This is a genomic window from Cryobacterium zongtaii (assembly GCF_002909375.1).
GTDB lineage: Bacteria > Actinomycetota > Actinomycetes > Actinomycetales > Microbacteriaceae > Cryobacterium > Cryobacterium zongtaii.
The window spans coordinates 126,788-140,226 of sequence record NZ_PPXD01000001.1 but is presented as its reverse complement, the minus strand read 5'-3'; the positions used below and the strand labels follow the sequence as shown (position 1 = coordinate 140,226).

Genomic DNA, 13,439 nt, shown 5'->3' with positions numbered 1-13,439 from the left:
CAGTTGACATGCACATCGGCGAGGCCGTCCCCGGCTGCAAGAAGAAGGACCCGATCCTCGTGGTCGACGACGTCAGCCGCACCTTCGGCGGCCTCAAGGCGGTGGATGTCGAGCACCTCGAGATTCCCCGCGGCGCCATCACCGCTCTGATCGGGCCGAACGGGGCCGGCAAGACCACCCTGTTCAACCTGCTCACCGGGTTCGACAAGCCCGACACCGGCTCGTGGACCTTCGAGGGCACCCCCATCGGCGGCATGGCCGCTTTCAAGGTCGCCAGAATGGGACAGGTCCGCACGTTCCAGCTCACCAAGGCCCTCGGCCTGCTCACGGTGATGGACAACATGCTGCTCGGCGCGAAGGCACAGGTCGGCGAGAACCTGTTCCGCGCCATCCTGCCGTTCCTCTGGCGTCAGCAGGAGGCCGACAACAAGGTCAAGGCGCTGGACCTGCTCACCCGGTTCAAGCTCGACACCAAGAAGGACGACTACGCGGCCAGCCTCTCCGGCGGGCAGCGCAAGCTCCTCGAAATGGCGCGGGCGCTGATGAGCGACCCGACCCTGGTGATGCTCGACGAGCCCATGGCCGGGGTCAACCCGGCGTTGACCCAGTCGCTGCTCGACCACATCCTCAACCTCAAGGCCGAAGGCATGAGCGTGCTCTTCGTTGAGCACGACATGCACATGGTGCGGCACATCGCCGACTGGGTGATCGTGATGGCCGAGGGCAAGGTGGTCGCCGAGGGCGACCCGCACGAGGTGATGCGCAACCAGGCTGTCATCGACGCGTACCTGGGCCAGCACCACGACGAGGACCTCGGCGAGGATCCCGACGCCGAGAAGGAACATGTCGGAGCCATTAAGGAGCTGCTCGATGACGAACTCTAGCCCGCTGATCGACGCCACCCCGGCCCCGGTGCGGAAGGCGGTCGTCGAGGTCAAGAACGTGACGGCCGGGTACGTGCCCGGCGTCAACATCCTCAACGAATGCTCGCTCACCGCCTACGACGGCGAACTGATCGGCATCATCGGCCCGAACGGGGCCGGCAAGTCGACCCTGCTCAAGTCGATTTTCGGCCTGGTCAAGGTGCGCGAGGGCGAGATCCGGTTGCGCGGTGACGACATCACGAACCTCAAGGCCAACAAGCTGGTCGCCAAGGGCGTGGGCTTCGTGCCGCAGACCAACAACGTCTTCCCGACGCTGACGATCCAGGAGAACCTGGAGATGGGCATGTACCAGAGGCCCAAGGGCCTGGCCGAGCGGCTCGAGTTCGTCACCGAGATCTTCCCGGAGCTGCGCAAGCGCCTCGGCCAGCGGGCCGGGTCGCTATCCGGCGGCGAGCGCCAGATGGTGGCGATGTCGCGGGCGCTGATGATGGGCCCGCACGTGCTGCTGCTCGACGAGCCTTCGGCCGGTTTGTCCCCGGTGCGTCAGGACGAGGCGTTCCTGCGGGTGAAGGAGATCAACAAGGCCGGCGTGACCACGATCATGGTGGAGCAGAACGCCCGCCGCTGCCTGCAGATCTGCGACCGAGGCTACGTGCTCGATCAGGGGCGGGATGCCTACACCGGCACCGGGCGGGAGCTGCTGAACGACCCCAAGGTGATCGGCCTGTACCTGGGCACCCTGGGTCAGGACGACTAGCCCTCCCCGCAGCATCCGCACCACCGACTTGCCCCGTTGCGGACGAGTTACCCCGGTCTACCGGGGCAACTGGTCCGCAGCGGGGCATTTCGCGTTTCACCGGCGGCGCCAGGAGCCGTTCTGACGCCGTTGGCCGCCCCAGCCGCGCAGCTTCCGCGCCTCCGCCGTCTAAAGACCAGCAGCGGGCCCGTGGCGGCCGCCATCCACACTGCGCCCATCTCCTCGCCGCCGTCCACTGCCGCCGCCCTGCCGCCGCCCACGGCTGCCGCTCCCCCTGGCCGGCAGCCGGCGCCCCGTCACTCGGCGGTGACCGGCCACCGGGCACGCGAAAGGGCCCCGGCCGAAGCCGGGGCCCTTCTGTGCGTGTCGCGGTACGTCTGCTGTGGTGTACCGCGAGTCAGCGGGGGTGACTAGTTGATGCGGCTGTACTTGTTGTCTGCACCGAATTCGAAGATGCCGATGGTTGCGTCGGTCGGGTCGCCGTTCTCGTCGAACGTGATCGTGCCGGAGTAACCGTCGTAGTCGATCTGCTTGCCCTCGGCGAGGAGCGCGGCGCCCGACGCGAAGTCGGTGACCTTCTCGCCCTCACCGGAGCCACCGGATACCTGCTGGAGGTACTTGGCGATCGACTCACCCGACACGTCGTTGGCTGCGAACGCAGCCAGGGCGATCAGGATGACGGCGTCGTAGGATTCAGCCGCGTAGCTGAAGTCCGTCAGGGCCGGGTCGATCTCGAGCAGACGGCCGGTGAAGTCACCGAGGGTCGCGGTGTCCAGGCCGGGCAGCGTGCCCTTCGAGCCCTCGATCAGGCCGGCAGCGAAGTCCTCGCTGTAGTCGGCCAGGTTGCCGTCGACGAAGTACAGCTTGTCACCGGGGAAGCCGCTCGCCACGAGGTCCGGGGTGATGACCTTGGCCTGGTCGAACGTGATCAGAGCGATCGCGTCGGGGTTGGCCGCGGTGACTTCGGCGATCTGGGCCGAGAAGTTGGCGTCGCCTTCGTTGAAGCTCGCGCTGGCGACGACCTCTCCGCCGGCAGCCTCGAAGGCCGTGGTGGTGAACTCGGCCAGGCCGGTTCCGTAGGCGTCGTTGAGCACGATCAGGCCCAGGGTGCTGTTGCCGTCTTCGGCGATCAGGTTGCCCAGGACTTCACCCTGCAGGATGTCGGACGGAGCGGTGCGCCAGAAGAGCCCCTTGTCGTCGTAGTCCGTGAAGTCGGCCGAGGTGTTGGCCGGCGAGAACTGCACGACGCCGGCGCCGGTGATCTGGTCGATGACGGTCTTGGAGACACCCGAGGACGCCGCACCGACGATCGCCGAGACATCCTGCGAGAGCAGGTCGGTCACGGAGACGGTGGCGGTATCGGTCGTGGTGTCGCCCGAGTCGCGGAGGATGGCTTCGATGTCGATGCCCAGGCCGGCAGCGTTGATCTCCTCGACGGCGAGCTGAACACCGGCTTCTTCGGGCGGGCCGAGGAAGGCGAGTCCACCACTCTGGGGGAGGATCGTGCCGACCTTCAGGTCCAGGGCGCGGTCGCCGGCGGTGATCTCAGCGACAGTGCTTTCCGCCGCGGGTGCGTCCGAAGCGGCCGGCTCGGCTGCGTCGGTGCTGCATCCGGTGAGCAGAAGGGCGCTGACGCCGAAGATGGCGACGCCGGTGACGACGGCGCGGGCCGAGCGGGAGGCCGAGGCCTTCGCGAATACGCTCATGTTGCTCCTAGGGTAAGGGGAATCGAAGGTTAGAGCACGGCAAACGATCGTTGCCGTGCTGCAAAGGTATTCACCCGAACGACATCAAACAAGGCGGTCGTGTTACAGCCGTGTAACGCGACCAAATCGTTACGAACGGCCCCCTGATCAGGATGCTTGGCTCTGAGCCCCTAAATCGGGTCGATAACCGGCCGGCGCTGCGCCCGCCCCGCGCGCACCATATCGACGGTCAGCACGATCAGCGCGAGCCAGACCAACCCGAATCCGAGCCACCGTTCCGGCGGCATCGGCTCGTGCAGGATGACCACGCCGGCGATGAATTGCAGCACCGGTGCGAGGTACTGCACGAGTCCCATCGTGGTCAACGGCAGGCGCCGGGACGCGGCCGCGAAGAAGAGCAGCGGCACCGCGGTGAGCACACCGGTGCCGATCAGCGCGATGGTGTGCACCGTCGAGACGGTGCCGAAGGTGAGGCCGGAGATCAGCGAAACCACGACCAGTTGGATGATCGCGATCGGCGTGAGCCAGAGAGTTTCCAGGGTCAGCCCGGAGAGCGCGTCGATGTGACCGCCGACCCGCTTCTTGATCAGGCCGTAGAAGCCGAAGGAGAACGCCAGGATCAGGGAGATCCAGGGCACGGTGCCGTAGCCGACGCTGAGCACGATCACGGCGATGAAGCTGATCACCACGGCAGCCCACTGGGCCCTGCGCAGCTTCTCGTGCAGCACCAGGACGCCCAGCAGCACCGTGATGATCGGGTTGATGAAATAGCCCAGCGCCGTTTCGACGACGCGGCCGCTCAGGGTGCCGAGGATGAAGGTCTGCCAGTTGATGAAGATCAGCACCCCGGCCAGCCCCATCGTCCACACGATGCGCGGCGAACGCAGTGCGGCCACGAGCGGCCGCCAGGCCCGGGTGGCCAGGATCAGGACCGCGCAGAACACCAGCGAGAACAGCACCCGCCAGGCCACGATCTCGAACGCTCCGGTCGGGGCCAGGAAAAGGAAATACAGCGGCAGGAATCCCCACATGCCGTAGGCGCAGATCGCGAAGATCAGGCCCGTGCTCGCGGAACTGCGGACCGGGCGCATCCCGCTCCGGGCGGCATCCACCGGCTCGGTCGGCTCGGCGGCCCCGGTGGGATCTGTCGGATTCTCGTGCACGTTGTTACCCCTCTGGACGCGAAAAATCCCGGATGGCCGAGGCCATCCGGGATTCAACGATATGCGGTGTGACTAGCGAACGACGACCGCGAGAACGTCGCGAGCCGACAGAACGAGGAGGTCCTCGCCACCGAACTTGACTTCGGTTCCACCGTACTTGGAGTAGATCACCTTGTCGCCGACGGCGACGTCGAGCGGGATGCGGTTGCCGTTGTCGTCAATGCGGCCGGGGCCGACGGCGACAACTTCGCCTTCCTGGGGCTTCTCTTTGGCGGTGTCCGGGATCACAAGTCCGGAAGCGGTGGTCTGTTCTGCATCCACCTGCTTGATGACGATGCGATCTTCGAGCGGCTTGATGGAGACCGACACGGTTGACCTCTTTCTTAGCTAAGACGTAGTTAGCAGACTCACAGCGAGAGTGCTAAGTCGAGTTTAGGGCGCAACTGGCACTCACGCAACGTGAGTGCCAGAGTGCTCGGGGTGCGGCCCGGTTTGGCTTGATAGGTTTGCGGGATGGAACGCGCCGAGCTCGTTGAGCTGCTCTCACCCGAAGGCCTGCGCCTGCTGGACTCCCTGCCCGTCTACGAGGCCGGTGCCGACGTCGTGCGCACGGTCAGTGCCCTACGCAAGGCCGGGCACTCCCCCGCCCTGGTCAACGCGGTGCTCTACCAGTCCCGGCTGCGGGCGAAGGCGACGGGCAAGTTCGGCGACTTTGCCAGCCGGATGCTGTTCACCGAGGCCGGCCTGGAGCAGGCCACCCGGTTGCGGGTCGCCGCCCTGCACGCCGGCCGGTTCGTGGAGGCCGGCCTCACCCGGGTCGCCGACGTGGGCTGCGGCATCGGCGGCGACGCCATGGCGATGGCCGCGATGGAGCTGACGGTGACCGCGATCGACGTCGACGAGGTCACCGCCACGGTCGCCAGCTTCAACCTCGCCCCCTTCCCGACCTCTTCAGTGCGCTGCGCCGACGCGGCCGACATCGACCCCACCGAGTTCGACGCGCTCTGGTTCGACCCGGCCCGCCGCACGGCCGGGCACGGCAACACCAGCCGGCTCACCCGGTCAGAGGACTACTCCCCCAACCTCGATGACGTCTACGCGCTGAGCAAACGGATGCCCGTCGGCGTCAAGCTCGGTCCCGGCCACGACCGCGACCAGATCCCCGAGACCGCGGAGGCCCAGTGGGTGTCGGTGGACGGCAAGCTGGTGGAGATGGGTCTGTGGTTCGGTGCGCTCGCGCGACCGGGCATCCGCCGGTCGGCGCTGCTGCTCAGCAAGGACGGAGTCGCGGAGCTGACCGCGGCTGCCGACAGCGAGGATGTGGCTGTCGGCGAGCTCGGCGACTACGTGTACGAACCCGACGGCGCCATCATCCGCGCCCGGCTGATCGGTGACCTCGCCAGATCGATGGAGGCGTCGATGCTCAGCGAGGGCTTGGCCTACCTGACCAGCCCGACGCTGACCCGCACCCCGTTCGCCACGGCGTTCCGGGTGCTCGAGGTGCTGCCCACCGACGAGAAGAAGCTGCGGCTGGCGCTGGCTGAACGGAAGATCGGCACCCTGGAGATCAAGAAGCGCGGCGTGGATGTGGATCCGGCGACCCTGCGCACCCGGTTGAAGCTCAAGGGTCCGGAGTCGGCCACCCTGGTGGTGACCCGCGCGGCCGGGCACAAGGTGGCGCTGCTGGTGGAACGGGTCTGACCGGCGTCAGCCGGCTCGCGGGTTCGGCTCAGCCGAAGTAGGCGGGCAGCATCCGGGTGATCACGACGAACCACAGCACCGCCATCAGGATGCCCAGCAGACCGCTGAGCAGGCCGAGGAGCCAGAGGCCGCCGGAGCGGCGCTCCACGTACCTGGCCACCAGAGCGAGCACGACCGCGGCGATGCTCAGGGGCGCCCCCCAGATCACGAATATGCCGGCCAGTACCCCGAGCACCCCGCAGACCGCGGCAGCGACGCTGAGACCACGGCGGGCCGCATGGGTCTGGATCTCGGCGGTGGTGTACACGTAGGGCACCCACTCGGTGGGCGCGGTGATGGTGGACTCGTAGGCGAGCTCGCCGGCGACCGGCGGCCGGGTCAGGTCGGGCGAACGCCCGGCGGGTGCCCGCAGCTCAGCGGCCCTGGCCTCGGCAGCCCGCGCCTGTGCGCGCGACAACGCCGGCGTCCCGGCGGGCGGAACTGACTGCTCCCGCTCCGCCCGGGTTTTGGGCTGCCCGGACTGCGACATGCGTGTGGACTCGATTCTCGACTACTCGCTGTGCGGCTAGTAGTTGTAATTGTTCATCGGCACGGTCGCGAACACCAGCGCCCAGAGCAGAATGCTCAGCAGCGCCAGGGCGATACCCACGAAGCCTGTGATGATCCCGGTCAGCCAGAAGCCCTTGCCGTTCGGTTCCTTGTTGCGGGCGATGAAACCCAGTACCACGCCGGCGGCCGGCAAGATGATGGCGAGGATGCCACCGAAAATCGGGAAGAACGCGACCGGGGACCCGAGGATGCCGATGACACCGGCGATCATCGACAGGATGCTCAGGATCGGCTGCTTGGTGGCCGACGGCATCCCGGGCTGGCCGGCGTAGTAGCCGGCGGCGGGGCCACCAGAGGGCGGCGGGGTGCCGTAACCGGAGCCCGGCGGGGTGTAGCCCGGCGGCGGCGAACCGTAGGGCGGCGGCGGGGTGCCCTCGCTCGGGGCGGGCGGGCCGTAGGCGGGCGGCGGCGTCGGCTGGCCGGTCGGACTCACCGGCGGAACCGGCGGCGGCTGCTGGGCGCCCGACGGGGTGGATTCGGCATCGCCGGCGGGGTCGCTCCGGCGATCCGGCGGGTCGCCGGCCGCGCTGTCCTGCGGGAAGTCGGGCACCTGCGGCACGTCGGGGACCTGCGGCACGCTGGGAACCTGGGGAACCTCGGGATGTGGTGTGTTCGGATCGGTCATGATCGTCATTCCTTTCCTGTGAACGCCTGGTCTGATCCAGGCCGCCCGGCCGCCCGATCGGGCGGCCGGGGTGGCCGGCGAGCGCGGTCTGCCGAGCCTTCTAGTAGGTGGTGTACGAGCCTTCGCTGATGCCCGCCATGATCACGCCGATCGTGACGATGAGGAAGATGAGTCCGCTGATCAGGCCGACGTAGCCGAGCACGAGGCCGGCGATGGCGAGGCCCCGACCCTTTTCGCCGGTGCGCTTGATCTGGCTGAGCGCAATGTGGCCGCAGATCACGGCGGCGAGGGACACGAAGAACGCGCTGACCAGGGAGATGATCGCGAGAACGTTCCACTTATCGCCGGCGGCCGGCTGCCCGTAGCCCTGCGGTGCGTAGGCCTGCGGGGCGGCGGGTGCGGCGCCGTAGGCCGGGGCGGCCGGGGTTGCACCGTAGGCCGGCGGCGCGGGCGGGGCGTACGCCGGCGGCGGAGTGGGCTCGTTCGAGTCCGGCTTGTTCACGGGGGGCTGGTTCGGGTCGGTCATGGGTGACTCCTTCACGTGGTGCAGCGTAGGGAATGCAAGGGCACTGGGTGCGATGGGTGCCATAGTGGCACCCGCGCCGTGGGGGTGTCAACGTGCTGGCTCTGCGTAAAACCCCCACCATGACAGTATCGCGTCCGCGCGAGAAACTCTTGGTGAGATGCGGTTTCAGGCCTGGATGAGGCCCACCGGGAGGGTGGAGTCCGCCCCGAAATCGAGGTTGGAGGGCGCGTGCCCGGCCATGATCAGCTGCGCGCCGAGCGCCGCGATCATGGCGCCGTTGTCGGTGCAGAGCGACAGGGGCGGGATGCGCAGCGCGATACCGGCCGCATCCGTGCGCTCCTGGGCCACCTGGCGCAACCGCGCATTGGCGATCACCCCGCCGCCGAGCAGCAGCCTGGGCACCCCGAGGTCGGTGCAGGCCGCGACGGCTTTGGTGAGCAGCACGTCGACGACGGCCTCGCGGAAGCTCGCCGCAACGTCATTGATCGGCACGGTTTCGCCGGCGTCACGCTTCTGTTCCACCCACCGGGCCACCGAGGTCTTCAGGCCGGAGAAGGAGAAGTCATAGCGATGCTTGGCGACATCCTTCTGGTGGCTGAGGCCGCGCGGGAAACGGATGGCGGCAGGGTCGCCGGTGGCCGCGACCCTGTCGATCTGCGGCCCGCCGGGGTAGGGCAGGCCGAGCACCCTGGCGACCTTGTCGAAGGCCTCGCCGGCGGCATCGTCGATGGTCTCGCCGAGCAGCTCCACGTCGGAAACCAGGTCGCGCACCAGCAGCAGCGAGGTGTGCCCCCCGGAGACCAGCAGGGCGATGGTGGGGTACTCCAGCGGCGCATCTGTGTCGACGCCCTCGCCGCGCAGCAGGTCGGCGCCCACGTGGCCGACGAGGTGGTTGACGGCGTAGATCGGCACGTCCAGCGCCACCGCGAGCGATTTGGCAGCGCCGACACCGACCATGAGTGCACCGGCGAGGCCGGGTCCGCTGGTGACGGCGATGGCGTCGATCTCGTCGAGCCGGATGCCGGCTTCAGCGACGGCCGCGTGGATGGCGGGCACCATCTCTTCGAGGTGGGCGCGAGCGGCAACCTCCGGCACGACGCCGCCGTAGCGGGCATGCTCGTCCATCGACGAGGCGATGGTGTTGGAGAGCAAGGTGGTGCCGCGCACAATGCCGATGCCGGTCTCGTCGCAGGAGGTTTCGATGCCGAGCACCAGCGGGTTGGTGCGGTTGAGCGGGCGGGCCGGGGCGGCTGATGCTGCAGGGGCGGCGGCGGGTGCGGCCGGGTCGGCGGCGGGCCGCGCGGCGGCGGCATCCGTGAACTGCATCTCGGCGGGCGGAATGGGCAGGCGCATCACGATCGCATCCACGTTGTCTGGTTGGTAGTAGCCCCGGCGAACGCCGAGGTCTTCGAAGCCGAGCGAGCGGTACAGGTGCTGGGCGCCGGGGTTGTCGGCGCGCACCTCGAGGAAGGTCTCGCGGGCTCCGCGCTTGCGGGCCTCGGTGATCAGGCTGAGCATGAGAACCCGGCCGAGCCCGCGGCCGCGGGCCTCTTCGGCCACGGCGATGGTCTGGATGTCGCTCTCCGGCGAGCGCAACGCCGCCTGCAGTCCGGCGTACGCGACGATGTGCTCCGGCGAGTCCGGCGGGAAGGCGACCAGGTAGTAGCAGCCCGGGTCGGCGACATCCCGGGCCATCATCTCGGTGGACCAGGCGTCGTTTTCGAAGATGTGCGTCTCCAGGGCCATGATCGCCTCGACGTCGGCGGGCTGGGCGCGGCGCAGCTGCCAGGTCATCAGCTCACCCGCTTGGGACCGTTTTTGGACACCGTCACGTCGGGTGAGCGCAGGTAGAGCGCCTCGTCGGCGGCAAACGGTCGGCCGGCCGCGAAGGCGAGTTCGGCGACCATCCCGAGGTCGCCGGCCGAGATGGTGGCGGCGTCGAGGCGGGGCAGGCCGGCGTGCACGAAGTCGGCCTCGAGCAGCTCGGCCGGTTTGGCCAGGGCCGGGGCGCCGAGACGCACCGGGAGGTGCTCGGCATCCGCCCCGCTGTACGCGGACCAGTAGACCTCGCGGCGCCGGGCGTCGGTGACCACGAGCAGCGGGCCGGTGTGGCCGGTGCGGTAGTGGCCGTAGGCGATGGCGTCGTGGCTGACCACGGGAACGAGAGGGCGCCCGATGCCCAGCGCGAAGACCCGGGCGGCGGCGATGCCGACGCGGAGGCCGGTGAACGGTCCGGGGCCCATGCCGCCGACGACGCCGGAGAGCGCCGAGACGGGGATGGCGGCCTCGGTGAGGCACTCCTGGATGAGGCGGCCGACCACCTCGGCGTGCCGCATGGTGTCGGGGACACCGCGTTCGGCGATCACGCCTTGGGTCAGGTCGACGACGGCGACGCTGGTGCCGGCGGAGGTATCGATGGCGAGGAGCACCCGTCCAGCCTATGCGGCCCGGGCGCCTCCGCCCGCCGGGTGCCTCGCCGGCTCGTTCCCGGGCAACTGTTGCCGAATCGGACATTTGCGTCCGGCACACCGGGACCATTCGTCCGCACGGGTAACAGTTGGGTGCGGGGCGGGTGGGCGTCAGGCGCGCTTGGTGCGGAGGGCCTTCACCGTGAGCTGCCCGGCGGCGAGAATCAGCAGCACGGCGAACAGGATGCTCGACAGGCGCGGCGGGATCAGCACGGCCAGGGCCACCCCGGGCACCGCCGCGACGGTGGCAGCGGCGCCGACCACGAGGCCGGCGGGCAGATCGACGAGCCCGGCGCGCAGGTTGGCGATGGTGCCGACGAGGCTCGTGGGCACCAACACCAGCAACGAGGTGCCCTTGGCGATGAGGTCGCTCACGCCGAACACCGCCACGAGGGCCGGCACCGCGATCACTCCCCCGCCGATGCCGAACAGACCGGATGCGATGCCCATCGTCAGCCCCAGAGCGAGGTAGCCCAGCACCACGACCCAGCTCAGCTCGAGGGCGGCTCCGCGTTCCGGCTCCACGACAAGCATGCGCGCGGCCACCACGATGAGCAGCGCGATGAAGAGCCAGCGCAGCCAGAACAGCGGGATGCGCTGCAGCAGGTTGCTGCCGATCAGGGCGCCGACCACGGCGCCGGCGGCGATGATCGCGCCGGCGATCAGGTCGATGTGGCCGTTGGCCAGGTAGGTGAGCGACCCCACGATGGAAGTGGGCACGATCGCGGCCAGCGACGTGGTGGCCGCCCGGCGCTGGTCCATGCGCACCAGCGAGATGAGCAGGGGCACCATCACGATGCCGCCGCCGACACCGAACAGTCCGGAGAGCAGTCCACCGATGACGCCGGTGAGGACGAGGGCGCTCCAGTACCAGGCGCCGGTCGGCCGGGCGGCGGTCATGCGTGCACCGGCTCATCCGGGCCGGCCGGGTCGGAGCGGAAGCCGAGGCCGTCCTGCCAGCGCGGTCCGTGGCCGGTCACCGTGACGGTGCGCGGTTCGGGCAGGTCCAGGGCGACGGCATCGTCGATGTCGGCGTCCGGGTCGGCCTGCGAGGCGCCGAGCGGACGCTCGATCTCCATGTCCAGCCACGATTCGGTGATCCCCTCGAGCAGGCCGCGGCCCCACTCCACCACCACGATCGAGCGGGCGAAGTCGATGTCGAGGTCGTCCAGCTCCATCGCGCTGCTCAACCTGTAGGCATCCACGTGCACCAGCGGCGGTCCGCCGATCGTGCTCGGATGCGTGCGGGCGAGAACGAAGGTGGGGCTGGTGACCGCGCCGCGCACGCGCAAGCCCTCGCCGAGGCCGCGGGTGAAGGTGGTCTTACCGGCGCCGAGCGGGCCGGTGAGCACCATCAGATCACCGGCGCGCAGCAGCCCGGCCATTTCCAGGCCGAAGGCGTGCATGGTTTCGGGGTCGGCGATCGTGCGGCGCATCGGGCTACGACCTCGTGGTTTCGGTGCTGTCGGCGTCGGTCAGGGACCCAGATCCCACATACCGACGCGGCACCCGGGCACCCACCCGGGTGACGATGTCGTAGTTGATGGTTCCCGCGGCGGCGCCCCACTCGGCGGCGGTGGGCACCCCGGCCGCAGCGTCGCCGAACAGCACCACCACGTCGCCGACGGCGACAGGGTCGGTGCCCACGTCTACAAGGAACTGGTCCATCGCGACGCGGCCCACCACGGGGTACTGGGTTCCGTTGATGGCCACCCTGGCGGCGTTCATGGCCTGCCGGGGTACCCCGTCGGCGTAACCCAGCGGCACCAGGGCGAGGGTGGTGTCGGCGGTGGCGCGCCACAGGTAGTCGTAGGAGACGCCCGCGCCGGCGGCGACCCGGCGCACGGCGGCGACCCGGCCGCGCAGAGTCATGGCCGCGGTCAGGCCGAGGTCGGCGGCATCCGCGTCGGCGAAGGGCGACTGCCCGTAAATACCGATGCCCAACCGCACCATCGAGTAGCGGGCGGCGGGCAGGCGCAGGGCGGCGGCCGTGGACGCCAGATGGGCGAGGTCGATGGTGAGTCCGGCGGCGGTAGCGGCCTCCAGCCCGCGGCCGAAGCTGGCGATGGCGGCGAGGTCGTCGTCGGGTGAGGTGTTGGCCAGGTGGCTGAACAGGCCGCGCACCCGCAGCCGGTCGACGCGCTCGAACGCGGCAGCGAGGCCCAGCACCTCGGCCCAGTCCGATTCGTCGACGCCGTTGCGGTTGAGGCCGGTCTCGAGTTTGATCTGCACGGATGCGGGCCGGCCCAGTGCGTTGGCGGCCGCCGCGACCTCGCGCACCTGCCGCGCCGACGACAGTCCGAGGTCGATGTCCGCGGCGATGGCGGCGGCGAAGTCGGCATCCGGGCCGTGCAGCCAGGCCAGCAGCGGGGCGTCGATGCCGGCGGCGCGGAGGGCGAGGGCCTCGTCGATATCGGCGACACCGAGCCAGTCGGCGCCGCCGGCGAGCGCGGCGCGGGCCACCGGCACGGCGCCGTGACCGTAGCCGTTGGCCTTGACCACGGCCATGGTGTGCCGGGTGCCGATCAGGCTGCGCAGGTGTTCCACGTTGGCCTGCACGGCACCGAGATCGATGACGGCCTCACGGAAGTCGGTCATGAGTTCCCCTCCAGGACCACGAACGCGCAGGCCACCCCGGCGTCGTGGGTCAGGCTCAGGTGCGCGCTCGTGATGCCGCGGGCGGTGAAGGCGGCCTGCACCGCTCCGGTCAGCGCGAAGGACGGGTTGCCGTGCGGGTCGGAGACCACTTCCATCTCCTGCCAGCTGGCGCCCACACTGTCGCCGAGGGCCTTGATCAGAGCTTCCTTGGCGGCGAACCGGGCGGCCAGCGAGTGTGTCGGCAGGGTGCGCTCGGCCGGCGCGAACAGCCTCGGCACCAGCCCGGGCGTGCGGGCCACCTGCCGGTCGAAGCGTGCCAGGTCGACGATGTCGACGCCGATGCCCTTGATCATGCTCTGCTCAATCCTCGTGTGCTGTTCTCAGCGAAATGCCCAGGACCCG

Annotated in this window: 15 protein-coding genes; 3 read left to right on the top strand and 12 right to left on the bottom strand. The window is 69.4% G+C overall.

What is annotated here, in order from left to right; genetic code table 11:
- The first annotated feature begins 8 nt into the window (after positions 1–8).
- Together C3B61_RS00720 and C3B61_RS00715 are read left to right on the top strand one after the other, a co-directional pair.
- A complete protein-coding gene (locus C3B61_RS00720; protein ID WP_103459175.1) occupies positions 9–884 on the top strand; it encodes an ABC transporter ATP-binding protein in 876 nt (291 codons plus the stop codon).
- Complete coding sequence (locus C3B61_RS00715; RefSeq protein ID WP_103459174.1) at positions 871–1,641, top strand: ABC transporter ATP-binding protein; 771 nt, start codon at positions 871–873, stop codon at positions 1,639–1,641. Before C3B61_RS00720 ends, C3B61_RS00715 begins: the two co-directional genes overlap by 14 nt.
- 410 nt (positions 1,642–2,051) lie before the next feature.
- On the opposite strand, the gene C3B61_RS00710 is transcribed toward C3B61_RS00715, so the two are convergent.
- The 3 genes from C3B61_RS00710 to groES form a co-directional block, all read right to left on the bottom strand.
- Positions 2,052–3,347, bottom strand: a complete 1,296-nt coding sequence (locus C3B61_RS00710; RefSeq protein WP_103432171.1) for an ABC transporter substrate-binding protein — start codon at positions 3,345–3,347, stop codon at positions 2,052–2,054.
- Positions 3,348–3,517: 170 nt separating this feature from the next.
- Positions 3,518–4,438, bottom strand: a complete 921-nt coding sequence (rarD, locus tag C3B61_RS00705; RefSeq protein WP_088457138.1) for an EamA family transporter RarD — start codon at positions 4,436–4,438, stop codon at positions 3,518–3,520.
- A 144-nt stretch (positions 4,439–4,582) separates the two neighbouring features.
- On the bottom strand, positions 4,583–4,879 hold the full coding sequence (gene groES / locus C3B61_RS00700) for a co-chaperone GroES (RefSeq protein WP_066597535.1): 297 nt from the start codon (positions 4,877–4,879) through the stop codon (positions 4,583–4,585).
- A gap of 144 nt (positions 4,880–5,023) precedes the next feature.
- On the opposite strand from groES, the gene C3B61_RS00695 reads away from it, so the two are divergent.
- Positions 5,024–6,211, top strand: coding sequence for a class I SAM-dependent methyltransferase (locus C3B61_RS00695; protein WP_103459173.1), 1,188 nt, complete (start codon positions 5,024–5,026; stop codon positions 6,209–6,211).
- A 28-nt stretch (positions 6,212–6,239) separates the two neighbouring features.
- On the opposite strand, the gene C3B61_RS00690 is transcribed toward C3B61_RS00695, so the two are convergent.
- The 9 genes from C3B61_RS00690 to C3B61_RS00650 form a co-directional block, all read right to left on the bottom strand.
- Complete coding sequence (locus C3B61_RS00690; RefSeq protein ID WP_103459172.1) at positions 6,240–6,740, bottom strand: hypothetical protein; 501 nt, start codon at positions 6,738–6,740, stop codon at positions 6,240–6,242.
- A gap of 36 nt (positions 6,741–6,776) precedes the next feature.
- Positions 6,777–7,445 (bottom strand): DUF4190 domain-containing protein, encoded by a 669-nt coding sequence (locus C3B61_RS00685; RefSeq protein WP_133160203.1) that lies wholly within the window; start codon positions 7,443–7,445, stop codon positions 6,777–6,779.
- 100 nt (positions 7,446–7,545) lie between these two features.
- Complete coding sequence (locus tag C3B61_RS00680) at positions 7,546–7,971, bottom strand: DUF4190 domain-containing protein (protein ID WP_103459170.1); 426 nt, start codon at positions 7,969–7,971, stop codon at positions 7,546–7,548.
- Between the two features lie 165 nt (positions 7,972–8,136).
- Positions 8,137–9,765, bottom strand: a complete 1,629-nt coding sequence (tsaD, locus tag C3B61_RS00675; protein ID WP_103459169.1) for a tRNA (adenosine(37)-N6)-threonylcarbamoyltransferase complex transferase subunit TsaD — start codon at positions 9,763–9,765, stop codon at positions 8,137–8,139.
- The gene (gene tsaB, locus C3B61_RS00670) at positions 9,765–10,400 is read right to left on the bottom strand and encodes a tRNA (adenosine(37)-N6)-threonylcarbamoyltransferase complex dimerization subunit type 1 TsaB (protein WP_088457144.1); all 636 of its coding nucleotides are present in this window, start codon (positions 10,398–10,400) and stop codon (positions 9,765–9,767) included. Before tsaB ends, tsaD begins: the two co-directional genes overlap by 1 nt.
- A gap of 150 nt (positions 10,401–10,550) precedes the next feature.
- Positions 10,551–11,339, bottom strand: a complete 789-nt coding sequence (locus tag C3B61_RS00665; protein WP_088457145.1) for a sulfite exporter TauE/SafE family protein — start codon at positions 11,337–11,339, stop codon at positions 10,551–10,553.
- Positions 11,336–11,875, bottom strand: a complete 540-nt coding sequence (gene tsaE / locus C3B61_RS00660) for a tRNA (adenosine(37)-N6)-threonylcarbamoyltransferase complex ATPase subunit type 1 TsaE (RefSeq protein ID WP_103459168.1) — start codon at positions 11,873–11,875, stop codon at positions 11,336–11,338. The genes C3B61_RS00665 and tsaE overlap by 4 nt, the downstream gene beginning before the upstream one ends.
- 4 nt (positions 11,876–11,879) lie before the next feature.
- Positions 11,880–13,037: an alanine racemase gene (alr, locus tag C3B61_RS00655; protein ID WP_103459167.1), complete on the bottom strand. Its 1,158-nt coding sequence runs from the start codon at positions 13,035–13,037 to the stop codon at positions 11,880–11,882.
- Positions 13,034–13,390, bottom strand: a complete 357-nt coding sequence (locus tag C3B61_RS00650; protein ID WP_088457148.1) for a holo-ACP synthase — start codon at positions 13,388–13,390, stop codon at positions 13,034–13,036. The genes alr and C3B61_RS00650 overlap by 4 nt, the downstream gene beginning before the upstream one ends.
- Positions 13,391–13,439: the final 49 nt, after the last annotated feature.

What these genes read in the sequence shown, in the direction of transcription:
- C3B61_RS00720 (WP_103459175.1), top strand. Translation starts at nt 9, where the DNA reads ATGCACATCGGCGAGGCCGTCCCCGGCTGCAAGAAGAAGGACCCGATC.
- C3B61_RS00715 (WP_103459174.1), top strand. Translation starts at nt 871, where the DNA reads ATGACGAACTCTAGCCCGCTGATCGACGCCACCCCGGCCCCGGTGCGG.
- C3B61_RS00710 (WP_103432171.1), bottom strand. Translation starts at nt 3,347, where the DNA reads ATGAGCGTATTCGCGAAGGCCTCGGCCTCCCGCTCGGCCCGCGCCGTC.
- rarD (WP_088457138.1), bottom strand. Translation starts at nt 4,438, where the DNA reads ATGCGCCCGGTCCGCAGTTCCGCGAGCACGGGCCTGATCTTCGCGATC.
- C3B61_RS00695 (WP_103459173.1), top strand. Translation starts at nt 5,024, where the DNA reads ATGGAACGCGCCGAGCTCGTTGAGCTGCTCTCACCCGAAGGCCTGCGC.
- C3B61_RS00690 (WP_103459172.1), bottom strand. Translation starts at nt 6,740, where the DNA reads ATGTCGCAGTCCGGGCAGCCCAAAACCCGGGCGGAGCGGGAGCAGTCA.
- C3B61_RS00685 (WP_133160203.1), bottom strand. Translation starts at nt 7,445, where the DNA reads ATGACCGATCCGAACACACCACATCCCGAGGTTCCCCAGGTTCCCAGC.
- C3B61_RS00680 (WP_103459170.1), bottom strand. Translation starts at nt 7,971, where the DNA reads ATGACCGACCCGAACCAGCCCCCCGTGAACAAGCCGGACTCGAACGAG.
- tsaD (WP_103459169.1), bottom strand. Translation starts at nt 9,765, where the DNA reads ATGACCTGGCAGCTGCGCCGCGCCCAGCCCGCCGACGTCGAGGCGATC.
- C3B61_RS00665 (WP_088457145.1), bottom strand. Translation starts at nt 11,339, where the DNA reads ATGACCGCCGCCCGGCCGACCGGCGCCTGGTACTGGAGCGCCCTCGTC.
- tsaE (WP_103459168.1), bottom strand. Translation starts at nt 11,875, where the DNA reads ATGCGCCGCACGATCGCCGACCCCGAAACCATGCACGCCTTCGGCCTG.
- alr (WP_103459167.1), bottom strand. Translation starts at nt 13,037, where the DNA reads ATGACCGACTTCCGTGAGGCCGTCATCGATCTCGGTGCCGTGCAGGCC.
- C3B61_RS00650 (WP_088457148.1), bottom strand. Translation starts at nt 13,390, where the DNA reads ATGATCAAGGGCATCGGCGTCGACATCGTCGACCTGGCACGCTTCGAC.